This is a genomic window from Novosphingobium sp. 32-60-15 (genome assembly GCF_002280675.1).
Classification (GTDB): domain Bacteria; phylum Pseudomonadota; class Alphaproteobacteria; order Sphingomonadales; family Sphingomonadaceae; genus Novosphingobium.
The window spans coordinates 153,927-171,177 of the sequence record NZ_NCEN01000001.1; the positions used below are offsets into that span (position 1 = coordinate 153,927).

Annotated in this window: 13 protein-coding genes; 10 read left to right on the top strand and 3 right to left on the bottom strand. The window is 59.7% G+C overall.

The features are described 5' to 3' along the window. Positions 1-158: 158 nt before the first annotated feature. Positions 159-1,814: a serine protease gene (locus B7Y89_RS00685; RefSeq protein WP_292934784.1), complete on the bottom strand. Its 1,656-nt coding sequence runs from the start codon at positions 1,812-1,814 to the stop codon at positions 159-161. A gap of 75 nt (positions 1,815-1,889) precedes the next feature. Here B7Y89_RS00685 and ada point away from each other — a divergent pair, with 75 nt between their 5' ends. After that, positions 1,890-2,918 (top strand): bifunctional DNA-binding transcriptional regulator/O6-methylguanine-DNA methyltransferase Ada, encoded by a 1,029-nt coding sequence (gene ada, locus B7Y89_RS00690; protein WP_292935049.1) that lies wholly within the window; start codon positions 1,890-1,892, stop codon positions 2,916-2,918. A 7-nt stretch (positions 2,919-2,925) separates the two neighbouring features. On the opposite strand, the gene B7Y89_RS00695 is transcribed toward ada, so the two are convergent. Continuing rightward, on the bottom strand, positions 2,926-4,482 hold the full coding sequence (locus tag B7Y89_RS00695; RefSeq protein WP_292934786.1) for a cryptochrome/photolyase family protein: 1,557 nt from the start codon (positions 4,480-4,482) through the stop codon (positions 2,926-2,928). Between the two features lie 176 nt (positions 4,483-4,658). Next, positions 4,659-6,824 (bottom strand): primosomal protein N', encoded by a 2,166-nt coding sequence (locus B7Y89_RS00700; RefSeq protein WP_292934787.1) that lies wholly within the window; start codon positions 6,822-6,824, stop codon positions 4,659-4,661. A gap of 70 nt (positions 6,825-6,894) precedes the next feature. On the opposite strand from B7Y89_RS00700, the gene B7Y89_RS00705 reads away from it, so the two are divergent. The 9 genes from B7Y89_RS00705 (at position 6,895) to B7Y89_RS00745 (ending at position 17,229) form a co-directional block, all read left to right on the top strand. Further along, the gene (locus B7Y89_RS00705; RefSeq protein WP_292934789.1) at positions 6,895-7,578 is read left to right on the top strand and encodes a DUF4197 domain-containing protein; all 684 of its coding nucleotides are present in this window, start codon (positions 6,895-6,897) and stop codon (positions 7,576-7,578) included. 71 nt (positions 7,579-7,649) lie between these two features. Further along, positions 7,650-8,303, top strand: coding sequence for a fructose-6-phosphate aldolase (fsa, locus tag B7Y89_RS00710; RefSeq protein ID WP_292934791.1), 654 nt, complete (start codon positions 7,650-7,652; stop codon positions 8,301-8,303). Positions 8,304-8,333: 30 nt separating this feature from the next. Then, on the top strand, positions 8,334-10,148 hold the full coding sequence (cobT, locus tag B7Y89_RS00715; protein WP_292934793.1) for a cobaltochelatase subunit CobT: 1,815 nt from the start codon (positions 8,334-8,336) through the stop codon (positions 10,146-10,148). A gap of 42 nt (positions 10,149-10,190) precedes the next feature. Continuing rightward, the gene (locus B7Y89_RS00720) at positions 10,191-10,862 is read left to right on the top strand and encodes a nitroreductase (RefSeq protein WP_366415394.1); all 672 of its coding nucleotides are present in this window, start codon (positions 10,191-10,193) and stop codon (positions 10,860-10,862) included. Positions 10,863-11,070: 208 nt separating this feature from the next. Beyond that, the gene (locus B7Y89_RS00725) at positions 11,071-13,095 is read left to right on the top strand and encodes an adenylate/guanylate cyclase domain-containing protein (RefSeq protein WP_292934795.1); all 2,025 of its coding nucleotides are present in this window, start codon (positions 11,071-11,073) and stop codon (positions 13,093-13,095) included. After that, positions 13,082-13,864: a hypothetical protein gene (locus B7Y89_RS00730; RefSeq protein ID WP_292934796.1), complete on the top strand. Its 783-nt coding sequence runs from the start codon at positions 13,082-13,084 to the stop codon at positions 13,862-13,864. Before B7Y89_RS00725 ends, B7Y89_RS00730 begins: the two co-directional genes overlap by 14 nt. 4 nt (positions 13,865-13,868) lie before the next feature. Next, entirely contained in the window at positions 13,869-14,633 is a 765-nt protein-coding gene (locus B7Y89_RS00735) for a hypothetical protein (RefSeq protein ID WP_292934798.1), read from the top strand. 55 nt (positions 14,634-14,688) lie between these two features. Beyond that, the gene (gene cysS, locus B7Y89_RS00740) at positions 14,689-16,227 is read left to right on the top strand and encodes a cysteine--tRNA ligase (protein ID WP_292934800.1); all 1,539 of its coding nucleotides are present in this window, start codon (positions 14,689-14,691) and stop codon (positions 16,225-16,227) included. A gap of 63 nt (positions 16,228-16,290) precedes the next feature. Next, complete coding sequence (locus B7Y89_RS00745) at positions 16,291-17,229, top strand: D-2-hydroxyacid dehydrogenase (protein WP_292934802.1); 939 nt, start codon at positions 16,291-16,293, stop codon at positions 17,227-17,229. The last annotated feature ends 22 nt before the right edge of the window (positions 17,230-17,251 follow it).

The following is a 17,251-nucleotide window of genomic DNA, read 5'->3' on the forward strand; positions in this document are numbered from 1 at the left end:
TTCCTTCATCCAAGGATAAGCCGATGCAGACCAATGCCGTGTGACGAACACCCGGTGGCCTGCAGACGAGGCGCGCCTAGCAACGTCGGGCGCTTATGACAAGATGCGACGTTAGGAGATGTGCATAGGTATGAGACGCTTTTGTGCAACAAACCGGTTTAAGGCGACGGTTGGCAGTTGTACCGCATGCGCTCATTCGGTTCTGGCGGTAGCAAAGCCTTGATGGTTTGCTGGCTTTCGCCAAAGCGCCGCGCGGCATCTTCGCCCGCACCACAAGCTGGCGCATTCAGTTTTGCGCGTTCTTCACGGGCCTTGGTCATCACATCCAGGCCCAGAAGAAATCTTTCGACAGTGTAAGTGCGGGTGGCTGGATCATAGGTATTCAGCGAAATTGCATCGTCAACATTGGGTACAAGGATTCGCGACCAGCCATCCTGCGCAAGGCCGTATTGGGATTTGCCGTTGACGCAGCCGTCGTCGGTCCAATCAAGCGGCACATCTGTGATGTCCGATACGGTCACGCGGCTGCGTTGGGGATCAAGCACACAGATCAAACGGCCTGCATCAGCAGTGCTTTGTGTGGGCGATGTATTGCTGGATGGGTCGGGGGCAGGTTGCTCCAGCATTTCGCGCGCGCGCTTGTCGATCGAGGATAACGACGGGCGCAGAAACCACGTTATCACTGCGGCCAGCAGCAGTCCGACCGCGATGGCGATGTGTTTGCGCTGGAACCTGCCGCGCCGGTTTGAAGCCTGCATCATGGCCCATCCGCCAGCGCCGAGCGCCGCTACAAGTAGCAGCGCCGCCAGGGCCAGGCCATTGTCGCGTTCCGCAAGGATCTGCATTTCGGCATCATGATAGGCCTTGTCCATCGCGCGCTGGCGGGATTCGGCCTTGGCTTTGGTGCTGGCTTCCTGTCGCGCCTGATCGCCCGCTGCCCGTTCGGCCTCGGCGCGGTCAAGGTCGGCGATGGAGCGGCAGGGCAGCCCGCTGGTATGGGCATCGACATTGGCGCGGCGCAAAAAGGCAGATAGCTCGCGCATCGAGATGGCGAAGTAGAAGGCCGAATCGGTGCCGTTGTCGCTGATCGTGCCAAACGAGTTGACCCCGAGAACACGACCGCAATTATCCAGTAGTGGCCCGCCTGAATTGCCAGATCCCAGCGGCGCGGTGTGCAACAGTGTATCGAACGAACGCGAAGACCTGCCGCCTGAGAGATAGCCACGGGTTTTGACGGGCGCTTGTGGCTTTACCAGATCGCCCATCGACAAGCCCTGGGCCAAATCCACATTGCCGGGATAGCCGACGGCATAAACCTCTGCGCCGTCCTCTGGAACGCCAGGGAAAAGCGTGATCGGGGTGAGCGTTCCGCCGCCTTCGATGCGGAGCAGCGCAAGGTCATTGGCGGGGGAATAGGCCACAAGTTTTGCAGGATAGCCATTGCGGCCCTCTGCCGGAACGACGCCTGCGATCAGCGCATCGTCGCCGCGCAATTGTTCGACCACGTGGGCATTGGTCACGATCAGGTTGGGTGTCACGGCGAAGCCGGTGCCGTGAGTGATCAGGTTGGCGCGGTCGCCATCGCTTTCGATGATGACCACGCGCACGACCGAGCGGCTTGCGGCAGATATGTCTGCAGGATCAGCATGGGCTGCAAAAGTACCCAGCATGGCAAAAAGCAGCGACAGGCAGACGGTTACAAGTTTGGCGACACGCATGCCGCGCTTCTTGCGCTGTTTGCGTTTGATCGCAAGGTGCGGGACGCATTGGTGCACCACGATGTGCGACAAACCGCGGATCAGGCGATGGCCCACGTGTTTGCCAATCGGTGCCTTTGCCGAACGGCAATGGACAGCTATCGTCTAAAGCAGAGCGGTGGAGATGGGCGTATGATAGCCGACGAAGAGGCATGGAACGTCGTAATGGGGCGTGATCGGGCATTTGACGGGCGTTTTGTCACCGGCGTTCTCAGCACCGGCATTTATTGCCGCCCATCATGTGCTGCAAAGCATCCCCGGCGGGCGAACGTGCAATTCTTTGCTAATGGCGCAGCAGCGCAAGCGGCGGGGCTTCGGGCTTGCCGGCGCTGCCTGCCCGATGATGTGGCCCGTGATGAGCGGGCGGTCATCGAGGCGATTGCCGCGATCAAGGCAGGCGAATCAGCGGGGTTGGCAAAGCTTGCTACAGCCAACGGCTATTCGCCTTCGCATTTCCAGCGGGTGTTCGTCAGACATACGGGGCTATCGCCTGCTGCCTATGCGCGGGCGCTGCGGCAGGAACGGTTGGCCGATAGATTATCCGGGGCAGAGCGCGTGGCAGATGCGATTTATGACGCCGGTTTTTCCGGCCCGTCGCGGTTCTATTCCAGTGCGCAAGAGCGGTTGGGCATGAGTGTATCGGCTTGGCGCAATGGCGGTCGGGGGGTGACCATTCAATGGGCTGTCGTTGCGACATCGCTGGGACCAATGCTGGTTGCGGCAACTGATCGCGGGGTTTGCCGGTTGTCCTTCAACGAAGACAAATCTGCTTTGGAAACTCGGTTTCCCCACGCAGAGCTTATGCAGGGCGGGGCCGGGTTCGGTGCGTTATTGTCCGACGTTGTCGCGGCAGTCGAAACGCCCGGCGATCACTCGTACATCCCGCTCGACGTCAAGGGTACGGCTTTTCAAGAGGCGGTTTGGCAAGCCTTGCGGCGCATTCCTCCGGGCGAAACGCGCTCCTATGCGCAGATCGCAGCAGAGGTGGGCAAGCCGGGGGCGGTACGGGCCGCAGGATCAGCCAATGGCGCAAACAATGTGGCGGTGTTGATCCCGTGCCACCGTGTGATCCGTTCGGATGGATCGTTGGGCGGCTATGCCTATGGGCTTGAGATCAAGCAGCGGTTGCTGGAGCAGGAGCGCCGCGCGAGCACCGAATAGCAGGCGTTCAATTTCGCGCCCAACCCGGTTTCGCTGGCTCCAGTGTCTCAAGAAAGGCATCGGCGCTCGCGATATATTCCGCACGCTTGTCCTCGGCCATCCGCCGCCATGTGGCATAAGGTTGCGCAAGGCGGTGATAGCCTGCCAGAGCCTTCTCATTGCGCGCAAGAAAGTGCCAGTACAGCGCGTTGAACGGGCAAGCATCTTCGCCCACCTTTTTCTTCACGCTGTAGGCACATTTGCCGCAGTAATCGCTCATTCGGTCAATGTAGGCACCGCTGGCGGCATAGGGTTTTGAGGCAAGGCGGCCTTTGTCAGCGTGGAGCACCATGCCCGCAACATTGGGCAGTTCAACCCATTCGAACGCATCGGCATAGACCGCGAGATACCAATCGGCGACATCCTGCGGCTTCAATCCTGCCAATAGCGCGAAGTTGCCCAGCACCATCAGGCGCTGGATGTGATGGGCATAGGCATTTTCCTGCGTGTTGCGCACGCAATCAGCCAGACAGCGCATCTTGGTATCGCCGGTCCAGTAGAAATCGGGCAGGGGGCGTGAGGCAGTAAGGCCGTTGGCATCGGCAAGGCCCGGCATTTCCAGCCAATACATGCCCCTTATATATTCGCGCCAGCCGATGATCTGGCGGATGAAGCCTTCCACCGCTTCAAGCGGCGCGCGGCCCTCGCGCCATTCGGCTTCGGCGCGGCGACAAAGGTCCAGCGGATCGAGCAGGCCGATGTTGATTGCAGGCGAAAGCGCCGCGTGGAACAGGAAATCCTGCCCCGCCACCATTGCGTCCTGATACTTTCCGAACATCGGCAGGCGCTCTTTGAGAAAAACATCGCGCGCAAATTCGGCATCGGCGCGGGTGACGGGCCAGGCGAACTTTTCCAGCGAACCGAAATGTCCGGCAAAACGGCTTTCCACCAGCGCAAACACTTCACGCGTGATCGCATCGGGTTTGAAAGGTGGAAGTTGGGGCTGCACCAGCCCCTTTTCAGGGCCGCCGCGATTTTCGGCGTCGTAGTTCCATTTGCCGCCGACAGGCTTGTCACCTTCCATCAGCAGCCCGGTTTTGCGGCGCATATCGCGATAGAAATATTCCATCCGCAGTTCCCGCCGCCCAGCGGCCCACTCGTAAAAGGCGGTCAGCGGATTGATGAAGCGTGTATCGGAAAGAATCCGCGTGCGGACGGGCAATCGATCCCGCCACTGCTCCATCGCCTCTTTCACGCGCCATTCGCCCGGTTCGGTCACCTGCACACCGCGCGGAGAATGACGCTCGATCGCGCGCAGGACTTCGCCGGTAAAGCTCCCCGTGTTGGCAGGATCATCAAGGCGGACGTAATCGACCGTCCATCCAGCGCTGCGCAGTTCTTCGGCAAAGTGGCGCATGGCCGAAAGGATCAGCGCGATCTTGGCCTTGTGATGGCGCACATAGGTCGTCTCTTCGGCCACCTCCATCATCAGGATTACGGTGTCATCGGTCTTGCGGTCGGCAAGGCTGGAGATATCAGGCGAAAGCTGATCACCAAGGATCGGGACGAGAACAGGACCGGTCATGACTTGGGCATTGGCTGAGCGGTGGATTGGTTCAACCTGCCCGTTCGTGCTTGCTGGTGCGTCCAAATCATTTTGTCCATCTAAGTTCGTCATTGCGAGCGTAGCAAAGCAATCCAGAGGTTTTGCGCTGACGCTCTGGATTACTTCGCTACGCTCGCAATGACGAGGTGGGGGGCTCAGACAAAACTGTAAGGATCAATGTCCACCGCCACGCGCACACCGGGAGGAAAGCGCAACTGATCGAGCCATTCGCGGATCACGCGTTGAAGTTCGGTGGATCGACGTGCGTTGATCAGCAGGCGATAGCGGTAGCGCCCGCGCAGCAGCGATAGCGGGGCAGGTGCAGGGCCAAGGATCATCACATCTGCCAGATTAGGGGCACTGCCGCCAATACCGCGAGCGGCATCACGTGCTTCGGCCTCGTCCTCACTGCTCACGATGATCGCGGCCCAGCGCCCGAACGGTGGTGCGCCGGCATCGCGGCGGGCTTCTGTTTCGGCGGCATAAAAGGCATCGCGGTCACCACTGGCCAATGCCTCGATCACGGGTGCTTCGGGGTGGCGGGTCTGGATCAGGACTTCGCCCGGTTTTTCACCACGCCCGGCGCGTCCGGCAACTTGTGCCACTTGCTGATAGGTTCGTTCAGCCGCGCGCAAATCGCCGCCTTCAAGGCCCATATCGGCATCGATCACGCCAACCAGCGTGAGTTCGGGGAAATGGTAGCCCTTGGTCACCAATTGTGTGCCCACGATCACGTCAATCGCCTTGGCGCTGGCCATCTCGACGAATTCAGCGGCCTTGGCCGGGCTGGTCAGCGTGTCTGATGTGACTAGCGCCACGCGTGCCTCGGGCAGGATTGCGGCAACTTCATCGGCGATTCGCTCAACGCCCGGGCCACAGGCGACAAGGCAATCGGGCTCATGGCATTCAGGACAGGCATCGGGCGTTGGCACTTCATGGCCGCAGTGGTGGCAAGCAAGGCGGCGTGACAGGCGATGTTCGACCAGCCAGGCCGAACAGTTCGGGCACTGGAAACGATAGCCGCAGGTCCGGCACAGCGTCAGCGGGGCATAGCCGCGCCGGTTCAGGAACAGCAGCGATTGTTCGCCCTTTTCCAGCCGGTCCTTGAGTGCTTTGACCAATGGCGGCGCGATCCAATGGCCGCGTTCGGGCTGCTCGATCCGCAAATCGACCACCTGAATATCGGGCATCGTCGCGCCACCAAACCGGCTGGGCAGAATGACGCGTTCATAACGCCCGCTCTCGGCCATTTGCAGGCTTTCCAGCGCCGGGGTGGCGCTGGCAAGGATTACCGGCACGCTTTCAAATCTGGCGCGCATGACGGCTACGTCACGCGCATTGTAGCGCACGCCATCGTCCTGCTTGAACGATACCTCATGCGCTTCATCGACAATGATCAGGCCGAGGTTGGCAAACGGCAGAAACAGCGCAGATCGCGCACCGACAATCACTTGTGCGCTGCCCATCGCCACAGCCCGCCATGCCCGCCGCCGCTCGGAGGATTTGAGCGAAGAGTGCCATGTCACAGGCGTCACGCCAAACCGCGCTTCGAAGCGCTTTAGAAACGTCTCAGTCAGGGCAATTTCGGGCAGAAGGACCAGCACTTGCCGCCCATCTTCAAGCGCAGCGGCTACGCCTTCGAAATACGTCTCTGTCTTGCCCGATCCGGTTACCCCGTCCAGCAAATAGGGCTGGAATTCATGGGCATGAACCGACGCCACAAATTTGGCAGCGACTTCCGTCTGGTCATCCGACAAATCTGGCGCGGAAAATGCAGGGTCGGCGGGAGGATAGGGGCGATCCGAATCAACCACGACCGGCTCCAGCAGCCCTGCGGTGACCATTCCGCGCAAAACCGCATCGGAAACGCCCGCCAATTCGGCCAGTTCGCGGATCGTGGCTTGTTGGCCGTCCAATGCCTCGATTGCCTTGGCGCGTTGCGGCGTCAGGCGCTCGGCCTCTTTGTCGGTCAGGCGGTATTCGGTTACGGTGCTGCCCCCACGCAGCGCGCCGGTGCTGGAAAGTGCCATGCGTGCAACAGATGCAAGCGAGGCAAGATAATAGTCCGCCGTCCATTCGATCAGGCGGCGCAAGGGCGCGGGCAAGGGGGGCACCGGCAGGACTGAAAGTAGCGGACGCAGCTTGTTGGCCGGAACTTCGGCCCCCGGAAGTCGTTCAGGCTCCCACACCACCGCGATGACTTGCCTTGGCCCCAAAGGCGCAAGGACCACGCTCCCGGCCTCAACGGTCATGCCTTCGGGCACTCGATAGTCGAGCGGACCAAGCGCAGAATTGAAGACAAGGCATCGGACGCGGTTCATAATAGACGTCCTATATGGGGGCGCGATGCGAGGGGCAAAGCCTGCCGTGGACGCAATAGAGGAGAAAACGATGTCGCAGCTTCCGCAAACGCAAAACCGCCGTGCTGTGCTGGGTGGCCTATCATCAATTGCTGCGCTGTCTTTGGCAGGTTGCGCCACTTTTCCTGCATTCACGCTTGAAGATGCCGTCCGCCGGCTGTTGTTCCTGTCGACCGACCGGGCATTTTCACGATTGCTCCAGCCGGGCGGGTTCTGGGACAGTCAAGTGGCGCGGCTGGCCTTGCCGGATGTGATTGGCAATCGTGGCGGAATCATGCAGCGCATTCTCACCGGCCCGATCTTTCGCGACCGGTTGCAACGTGCCTTCAACGATATGGCCTATGACGCGGCTGAGCGGGCCGCGCCTGCCGTGACAGATGCCGTCCGCACGATCGGCATTCGCAATGCCATGGCCTTGCTGCGCGGCAGCGATCCCATGGCGGCGACCAATTTCCTGCACCAGGAAATGGGCACAAGCCTGATCGAGATCATGGTCCCCGAATTCGGCGATGCCCTTCGCGTCAGCCGTGAACCGCTGGTTGGCGAAGTGCTCTCTGCAATGACCGGCGTTGACGTTGGCGGGATTGCCAATTCGCTGGCGTTTGAAGCCGACAATGCCATCTTCCGCGCCATTGGCCGCGAGGAAGCGGCGATCCGCGCTGATCCGCGTTCAACCAACGATCCGGTGTTGATGGGTGCTTTTGGTATCAAGTGATGGACTGACAGCAGGCCTTCTCTTGCCTATAGGCGGGGGGAATCATTCTCTCCGCCTGGAAGGTCTGCCCCATGAAGTTTTTTGTCGATACCGCTGACACTGCCGAAATCGCGGACCTTGCCGCTACCGGCCTGCTGGATGGCGTCACCACCAACCCCACGCTGATCGCCAAGGCGGGCAAGGACTTTATCGAAGTGACGCGCGAAATCTGTGCGCTGGTCGATGGCCCGGTTTCTGCCGAAGTTGTCGCGCTGGATCACGCCACGATGATGCGTGAAGCCGAAGTGCTGCGCAAAATCGCAGACAACGTTTGCATCAAGGTGCCACTTACCATTGACGGTCTCAAAACCTGCAAGGCCCTGACCAGCGAAGGCACGCAAGTGAACGTCACGCTATGCTTCTCGGCCAATCAGGCACTTTTGGCGGCAAAGGCGGGCGCGACATTTATCTCGCCATTCGTGGGTCGCCACGATGACAATGGCTTTGATGGCATGGACCTGATCCGCGACATTCGTCTGATCTATGATAACTATGCGTTCGAAACGCAGATCCTTGTCGCCTCGATCCGCCACGGTATTCATGTGCTCGAAAGTGCGCGGATCGGTGCGGACGTGATCACCGCGCCGCCAGCCGTGATCAAGGGCCTGTTCAAACATGTCCTTACGGACAAGGGTATCGAAGGGTTCCTTGCCGATTGGGCAAAGACCGGCCAAAGCATCGTCTGATTTGCACACCTAAGTACGAGCACCCCCGTTTTGGCTGACGATTCCCCACTTGACCGTTTCCGCTCGGTGCTGACCGGCACCGCCCGCGCCATCTCGCTCGACCCGGAGGTTGAGGTGGCGTGGACTGCGGATGCGCCGGTGCAGTCGGGCAGTTCGATGCGGGTGCCCATGCCCGGCCGCGCTTTGCCAGCAGATCAAGTGGCACAGGCGCGCGGCCATGCCGATTCGATGGCGCTGCGGTTGCGGCACCACAATGCAGCACTACATGGCCGGCATGCCCCGACTGAAGCCTTGGCCCGCGCCTGTTACGATGCGGTTGAGCAAGTCCGGTACGAGGCGCTGGGGGCTAATTCTTTTGCGGGTATACGCGGCAATCTGGATGCAGCGCTGACCATGCGCATGGCATCGGACCCGATTGCCCGCGCCACAAAGCCTGAAGAAGTGCCGCTGCCATCAGCCTTGGCATTGCTGCTGCGCGAAAAGCTGACCGGCCAGACCGCGCCATCCAGCACCGATGTTGGCATGGCGATGGTGCGCAGCTGGATCGAAAGCAAGACAAGCGACGATTTCGAAAGCCTTGCCCTGTCGCTCGACGATCAGCGCGCGTTCCAGCAATTGACGCTCGACATGCTCCAGCATCTGGAACTCACGCAATCGGCCAGTGAGCAGAACGAGGAATCCGAGGAAGACGAAGGCGAGGAACAGGAGGACGACGGCGAGGAGCAGCCTGATACGTCCGATGATCAGCAGCAAGAGCCGTCCGAAGTTGCTGGCGACACCAGCGAGGGCGACGAGGATTCGGAAACCGAGCAGGAAATCGACCAAAGCGATGACGCTGCCGATGCCGATATGGCTGATGATGGCGAGGAAGGCATGTTGCCCACCCGCCCGAACCGGCCATGGACCGACTTGCCCGAAAACTTCGATTACAAATCATACACCACACAATACGACGAAGTGATCGCCGCCAGCGATTTGTGTGACGAGGAAGAGCTGACGCGCCTGCGCGCTTACCTTGATATGCAGCTTAAAGGCTTGCAGGGTGTGGTCACGCGGCTGGCCAACCGGTTGCAGCGCCGGTTGATGGCGCAGCAGAACCGGTCATGGGATTTCGATCAGGAAGAGGGCCTGCTTGATGCAGCGCGGTTGGCCCGTGTCGTCATCTCGCCCGGCCATTCGCTGTCTTACAAGATCGAGCGCGACGTCGAGTTCAAGGACACGATCGTTACGCTACTGATCGACAATTCCGGTTCGATGCGGGGCCGCCCAATCTCTATCGCGGCGATCAGTGCTGACATTTTGGCGCGCACGCTGGAGCGCTGCGGCGTCAAGACCGAAGTTCTGGGCTTCACCACTCGCGCATGGAAGGGCGGACAAAGCCGTGAGGCATGGCTGTCGGGCGGTAAGCCGGGACAACCGGGCCGTCTCAATGACTTGCGCCACATTGTTTACAAAAAGGCTGATGAGCCTTGGCGCCGCGCGCGTAAGAACCTTGGCCTGATGATGCGCGAAGGTTTGCTGAAAGAGAACATTGACGGCGAAGCGTTGCTTTGGGCGCACAGCCGTCTTCTCGCGCGTTCTGAAGACCGTCGTATCCTCATGGTCATTTCCGATGGCGCTCCTGTGGATGATTCAACGCTTTCGGTAAACAATGCAGGCTATCTTGAGCAGCATTTGCGCAAAGTCATTCAGTGGATCGAAAAGCAATCGCCGGTTCAACTCGTCGCCATCGGCATCGGCCATGACGTGACGCGTTACTATCGGCGCGCGGTGACGATCATGGACGCCGAGCAGCTTGGCGGCACAATCATCGAACAATTGGCCGATCTTTTCGAGGACGAGTAACCGGTCTTGACCGCGCGTGGTTAGGCGGGCAGTTAAACCGGCATGAACAACATGTCAGTCAGCGAAGCCGTCCTTTCCCGTCGTTCGATCAGGGTGTTCAAACCAGACGCTGTGCCATTGGAAGTGCTGCACCGCGTGATGGACAAGGCCCGCTGGGCGCCGTCAGGTTGCAATTTCCAGCCGTGGGAAGCCACGATCCTGACAGGCGCACCGCTGGTCGAATTGCAACAGAAAATGCTGGCATCGCCAATGCAGGACCCGATTGAATATTCGTGGTCTGACCCCGAAGTCATTCCTGAATGCAAGGCGCGCCTGCAACAAGTGGGCGCTTCGATGTATCAGGCAATGGGTATTGGCCGGGCCGATGGGGATGCGCGCGCCGATTTCGTCCGCAACAATGTGATGTCGTTTGGCGCTCCTGCTGTGCTGCTGTGTTATTTTGACCGGCGCATGGGATCGCCGCAATGGTCGGACGTCGGCATGTGGTTGCAAACCATCATGCTGCTTTTGCGCGAAGAAGGGCTGGATTCCTGCCCGCAGGAATTCCTTGCGATGTACGCCAGGCTTATCAAAGAGTTCATTGGCGTTTCGGATGAATCGCACATCTTCTTTTGCGGTGTGGCCATCGGCTACCGGGTTGGAGATGCCGCGGTGAACGGTTTTGAGCGTGAGCGTGAACCGGTTGAAAGCAAGGTCCGCTTCCTCGGCTTTTAAACTGCGCCCCAGACAGCATTGGCACAGGGCTGCAAATACGCTTATACTGATCCAACAGTCATAAAATTTTCGGGCATCGCAAATAAGATAAGGCATCAGGCGGGGCAGTTGTCCCGGCTTGGAGAATGCTATTGCGATGCCGGAAGGCGGCGAACTGGCAAGCGCTTTTGACGTTCGGGGGGACTGAATAATGCCGGATAGAGGTGCTGTGAAAAACAGCCCGAGCGAAATGGGCAACACCGCGCGCCGCAGCCTCAGTCAACTGGGCTGGCAGCGCATCGCGGTGGCGGTAATCTTGCTGGCGCTTGCGCTTTACCTGGCCTTCAATTCGTGGCGCTTGCCTTTGCTGCATGATGCCGAAGCGGCATTGTATGATATCCGCGCCGTCAATTTTTCGCCGCGTACCGATACCGACAAGCGCGTTACCTTGGTGGTCTATACCGCCGATACCAACCGCGCGACGGGGCAGATCTCGCCGGTTGACCGCACAATCCTGGCCAAAGCGCTCACACAGATTGACCAGTTGGGCGCAAAAGGCATCGGCATCGACGTTCTGTTTGACAGTCCGCAAGATGATGACCCCGTTCTTCGTGCAGCGCTCAAAGGCATGCGGACGCCGGTTCATCTGGCCTTTGCCGATAACCGCACCAACCCCGAGGCGATCACCTACGAACAAGAGCAGGACTTGCGTGCCTTCATGGCAAGCGTTCAAACCGATGTGGTCAAACCCACCTCGATCCTGCTGGAAACCGATGCCGATGGCGTTGCGCGCTATTGGCCCAAACAGTATTCCGGCTTGCCCCCGTTGCTTTCGCTCGCGCTGACCAATGGCGGCCCCGACGCCGATGCGCGGTTTGCAAAGTATACGGGGCCAATCCGCTATCGCGTGCCGACCGCGACAGACCGGCCGGTTTTTGACAAGATCCCGATTGATCTTCTGGCCGATCCTGAAACCGCACCTTTGGTGGCAGATGCCATTAAAGGGCGCTACATTCTGATCGGCGGCGATTTTTCGGACTTTGACCAATTCGACACGCCGTTCACCCGCACCGGTAACCCTGTGACGGGCGAAACGCGGATGATCGGCGTAGAAGTTCACGCATCAATGCTTGCGCAATTGCTCGACAAGGCTTGGAAAGCGCCCCCTGCCTTGTGGTTCAAAGTGCTGGCGGCGGTTGTGGCTGTGGGCTTGGGCGTCATCACGGCGCTGGTGCAAACCCGCACGTGGGTTCAGGCAATTGCCGTCATTGCGCAGTTTGCCCTTTTCCTCATCGTGCCGTTCCTTCTTGAACGCGCAGGGTTTGATACGTTGAACCTTCCCGCTACCGGCTGGATTGTAGGTTGGTTGATTGCCTTTACCGCGGTCAGTTCTAGCGTCCGTGCAGTAAACGCGGCGCAGCGCGAATTTGCCCAAGGTGCGCTTGGCAAATACCTGCCGCGCTCGGTCGCCAATGAAATCATGCGCAATCCCGAGCGGCTGTTATTGCACGGAGAAAAGCGCGAAATCTTCTGCCTGTTCAGCGATCTGGAAGGCTTTACCAAGCTGACCCACGCCGTAGAACCGGAAATGATCGCGCGGTTGCTCAACGATTATCTGGACCGCCTCAGCGCGGTTGTGCTGGAATATGGCGGCACCCTGGACAAGTTTGTGGGCGATGCGGTTGTGGCCTTCTGGGGCGCCCCGATTGCCTATCCCGATGACGGCGAACGCGCGGTCAAAGCCGCTTACGCAATGTATCTGGCGGGCGAGGAGTTCCGCAAAGCAGCGCCCGAAGGCGTGCCCAAGATTGGCCGGACCCGCGTCGGCGTCCATTATGGCGATGCGGTGGTGGGCAACTTTGGCGGCGAAGGGCGCATTCAATACACCGCGCTGGGCGATGCCATGAACACCGCAGCCCGGCTTGAAGGCGCAAACAAACCGCTCGATACCAAAGTGCTGGTCAGCCGCGAGGCGGCAGAGCGGTCAGGCCTCGATTGGTTCCGCCCGATGGGTTCTGTTACCTTGCGCGGGCGTAACACCCCGGTCGAGATTTTTGAGCCGGTGCCCGACATGCCCGAGGAACAGCGCCAATCGGCAAAAGACCTCGTCAGCGCGCATTCAGCAGGCAAAGCAGATCGTGTGCAGACACTCACAGCAACAATCGCCGAATCGGTTAGCAGTGATGACGCGATGATTAACCTGATCGAGAGACTGCGGAATACGCATAAGGGAGAAAGTTATGTTCTTGGTTGATGCACCCTTCACGCGCGGACTGGCCCGCAAGGCCGTTCTGGCTGGTGCTGCGGCCATGGCTGGCCTGATGCTGGCAGGTACAGCAGCGGCGCAATCGATCGTCGTCCGCTCGACCGGGCCTTCGGCAGCAACATATTCGCAAGGCAAAAAGCTGCCTGCAAATTCCTCGGTCACACTGCGCGTCGGGGATCATGTCACGGTGCTTGATAAATCGGGTACGAGGGTGCTTTCTGGCCCGGGCACATTCGCGCTTAATGGCGCTGTCAATCGCGATGCAGCAGGCGGCACAGCACTTGCCGCCATGATGACCCGCGGCGGCGGAGCACGGACCCGGACCGGAGCGGTGCGCGGTGCAAATGGCGCTCCTGCGGCGATTGCGCCCACCGGCCCCGAAAACGTCTGGTACATCGACGTGAGCAAGGGCGGCACATATTGCATCGCCGATCCGGCAACGCTGGTCATGTGGCGGCCTGCCAAAACAGAGGAAGGCACGGGCAAGTTGCTGTCGCAAGATGGCAGTACCGCTGAGGTCACTTGGCGGGCAGGAAGCGCGCTGAAAGTCTGGCCATCTGCCACCGTTCCCGTCATCGATGGCCAAAGCTATACCTTCAGCAACGCTGTCGGCGCTCCTGTTAAAATCCGTACGATGCTATTGGCAACGGTGCCAACTGACGAGGTCGAAATTGCCGCTGCCATGGCCGAAAAGGGTTGCAACGCGCAGCTTGATCTTCTTGCAGGCCTGGCCGCTTCTGCACCGGCAGGAGGATAAGACTATGGACCGCACAATCGGGCGCAAGTTGGCGAAAACCATGGCATTGGCGCTTGGCCTTGCGGTTTCAGGGCATGCTATGGCTCAAGCGGTTGTCGTGCGGTCTACCGGGCCTTCTGCGGTAAACTATCCCAAGGGCAAGCGGCTATCGGCGGTTGAGCAGGTGACGCTCAAAGCAGGCGATGTGGTCACAGTGCTCGACAAAGCGGGTACGCGCGTGTTGCGCGGCGCGGGCACGTTCTCGCTGACGGTGGCGGTCAATCGTGATCGCGGGACGGCAGCGCTGCTGGCGCGTTCGCTCAGCAACCCGGCGTCTGTGCGCGCAGGGGCGGTGCGCGGCGCTGGTGATTCCACGGGCGAAAACGTCATGCCCGTCAGCATCTGGCTGGCCGATGCCGAACAAGGCGGCAATGTCTGTGTGCCGCGTGGAAGCGACCTTTATTTGTGGCGCAGCAACAGCGCCAAACGCAGCTTTTCCTGGCTGACCGAGGCAACCGGCGGCGAAATGGTGCGCATGCAATGGCCGCCCAAAACGGTTGGCATCGCTTGGCCCAAAACGATGCTGGCCCCCCAGGAAGGCCGTACTTATCGTATTTATGATGAAACAACGCCTGACGCTGTGACCGAATTCCAGATCATCATGCTGGAGCCGGATATGGTCCCGGCTGACGCCGCCTCGCTGGGTACGCTGCTGCTCGACAACGGCTGCAAGGCGCAGTTTGATTGGCTGGCGGCTTCGTTGGAAGAGGATGAACCTGCCGCGCCGTAATTCGCGCAACCGAAGTTCTTGACCAAGCGCGTGCGGGCGGGGCAATGGCATCGTCATGTCTGAAGCACCCGCTCCTGTCGCCACGCCTTTGCGCCTGTTCAACAGCCTGACGCGCCAGTTGGAGCCGTTCGAGCCGGTTCACGCAGGCGAAGCGCGGGTCTATTCCTGCGGGCCGACGGTCTACAATTACCCGCACATCGGCAACATGCGGGCCTATGTCTTTGCCGATGTGCTGGGGCGCACGCTTTCGTTCAAGGGTTACAAGCTCACCCACGTCATCAACATCACCGATGTCGGCCACCTGACCGATGATGCCGATGCGGGTGAGGACAAGATGGAAAAGATAGCAAAGGCACAGGCCCAATCCATCTGGGACATAGCTGAACATTACAAGCAAGCCTATTGGGCCGATGTCCGCGCGCTGAACATCCGCCAGCCCGCGCAGTGGACAGTGGCCACCGATTACGTCCCGCAGATGATCGCCTTTGCCCAGACCATCGCCGAAAAGCACTGCTACGAACTCGATAGCGGCCTTTATTTCGATGTTGCTTCTGTCGCCGACTACGGCCGTCTGGCGCGTGCGCAAACCGATGATGGCGAGGGCCGCATCGAGGCGGTTGAGGGCAAGCGCAACTCCGCTGACTTTGCGATCTGGCGCAAGACCCCGGCGGGTGAAAAGCGCCAGATGGAATGGGATTCGCCGTGGGGTAAGGGCGCTCCGGGCTGGCATCTGGAATGCTCGGTCATGTCGGGCGAAGTGCTCGGCTTCCCGTTCGATATCCACACCGGCGGGATCGATCACCGCGAAATCCATCACCCCAATGAAATCGCCCAGAATCAGGCGTTCTGCTGTACCAATGGGTTGGACGTGCCCGCAAATTCGGGCGCCAAGATCTGGATGCACAACAATTTCCTCGTCGAACGCTCGGGCAAGATGAGCAAATCGTCAGGCGAGTTCCTGCGCCTGCAATTGCTCATCGACAAAGGCTACCACCCGCTGGCCTACCGTATGATGTGCCTGCAGGCGCATTATCGCAGCGAGTTGGAGTTTTCGTGGGACGGGCTGGGCGCTGCGCTGACGCGGCTGAAGCGTATGTTGCTGACGATCTCAAACCTCAAGGCCCGTCATGCTGAACTTGTTTCAGCATCCATGTCTGAACAAGCCCCATGGGTTCGTGACGAGGGATGGACCCTGAAACACGTTCAGGGCGACGGCTTGGAGATGTTCCGCGACCTGACTTCGAATTTTGCCGAAGCGATTTCCAACGACCTCAATACCTCGGTGGCGCTGACGCTGCTGGAAGATGTGCTTGCCAAAAAGAAGGTAGACCCGGCCAGGAAGCTGCAGGTTGTTCAAGCGATGGATGCTGTACTGGGTCTCGGGCTGCTCACGCTGGAACGCTCCGATCTGCGCATCCGGCCAAAGGGCGTGGACCTGAACGAATCGGAAATCGAAGCTACCCTCATTGCCCGCAAAGAAGCCCGCGCTGCCAAGGACTTTGCCAGGTCTGACGCACTGCGGGATGAACTGGCTGCTAAGGGCGTTGACGTAATGGACGGCGATCCTCTCGGCTGGGAATGGAAGCTCGTGTAACGCGCTTTCATCTCTGCGAATTTTGATTAGGCTAACTTCAATGATCAGGAGAGAGCCAAGTCAATGACCATCCTCGTCATGAACGCGATGGTCGCGCCTTTGGTGGAAAGCCATTTGCCGGATTGGGTTGAGCCGCGCTTCTTTCACTCGACCGAGGAATTGCTCGACTTTGCTCCGCAGGCTGAAATCGGTTGGTTTGATTTACACCAACGCGATCAAATGGCTGAGGCGATTGGAAAGGCTAAGCAGCTGAAATGGCTGAACTCGATTTACGCCGGGGTCGATTTCTTCCCGCTTGATCTGCTGCGGACACGCGGTGTGGTGTTGACGAACGGCGTTGGCATCAATGCGATTACCATTGCTGAATATGTCGTGATGGCGATGCTCACTGTAGCGAAGGGTTATCGTGAGGTCGTCCGTGCGCAGGACCGGCATGAATGGCTTTTGGATTCACCGGGCAAAGTCGAACTTAGCGGCAGTCGTGCGTTGATCCTGGGCTATGGCGCAATCGGCCAGTTGGTTGAGCGCAGATTGGCCGGGTTCGACGTTGAAGTGGTCAAAGTCCGCCGGTCGGGCGGCGATGGGGTCTTGCGGCCAGATCAATGGCGCGAACAGCTTGGCACATTTGACTGGGTGATCCTTGCCGTGCCCGCAACGCCTGAAACCGATCACATGATCTGCGCGGCGGAACTGGCTGCGATGAAGCCTGATGCCACGCTTATCAACATCGCGCGTGGATCAGTGATCGATCAGGATGCTTTGGTTCAGGCGCTGAAAGCCGGACGTCCCGGGCAGGCGTTCCTTGATGTGACCACGCCGGAACCGTTGCCTGCCAATCATCCGCTGTGGTCACTGCCCAATGCACACATCACCATGCACTTATCAGGGCGCGCACAGACCAAGATGTTCCAGCGTTCGGCTACCCGTTTCCTTGAAAACCTTGGTCGCTTCCATCGTGGCGAACGACTGGAGCCGCAAGTTGACCTTTCTTTGGGCTATTGAACGCGCCGGGTGACACTGACCG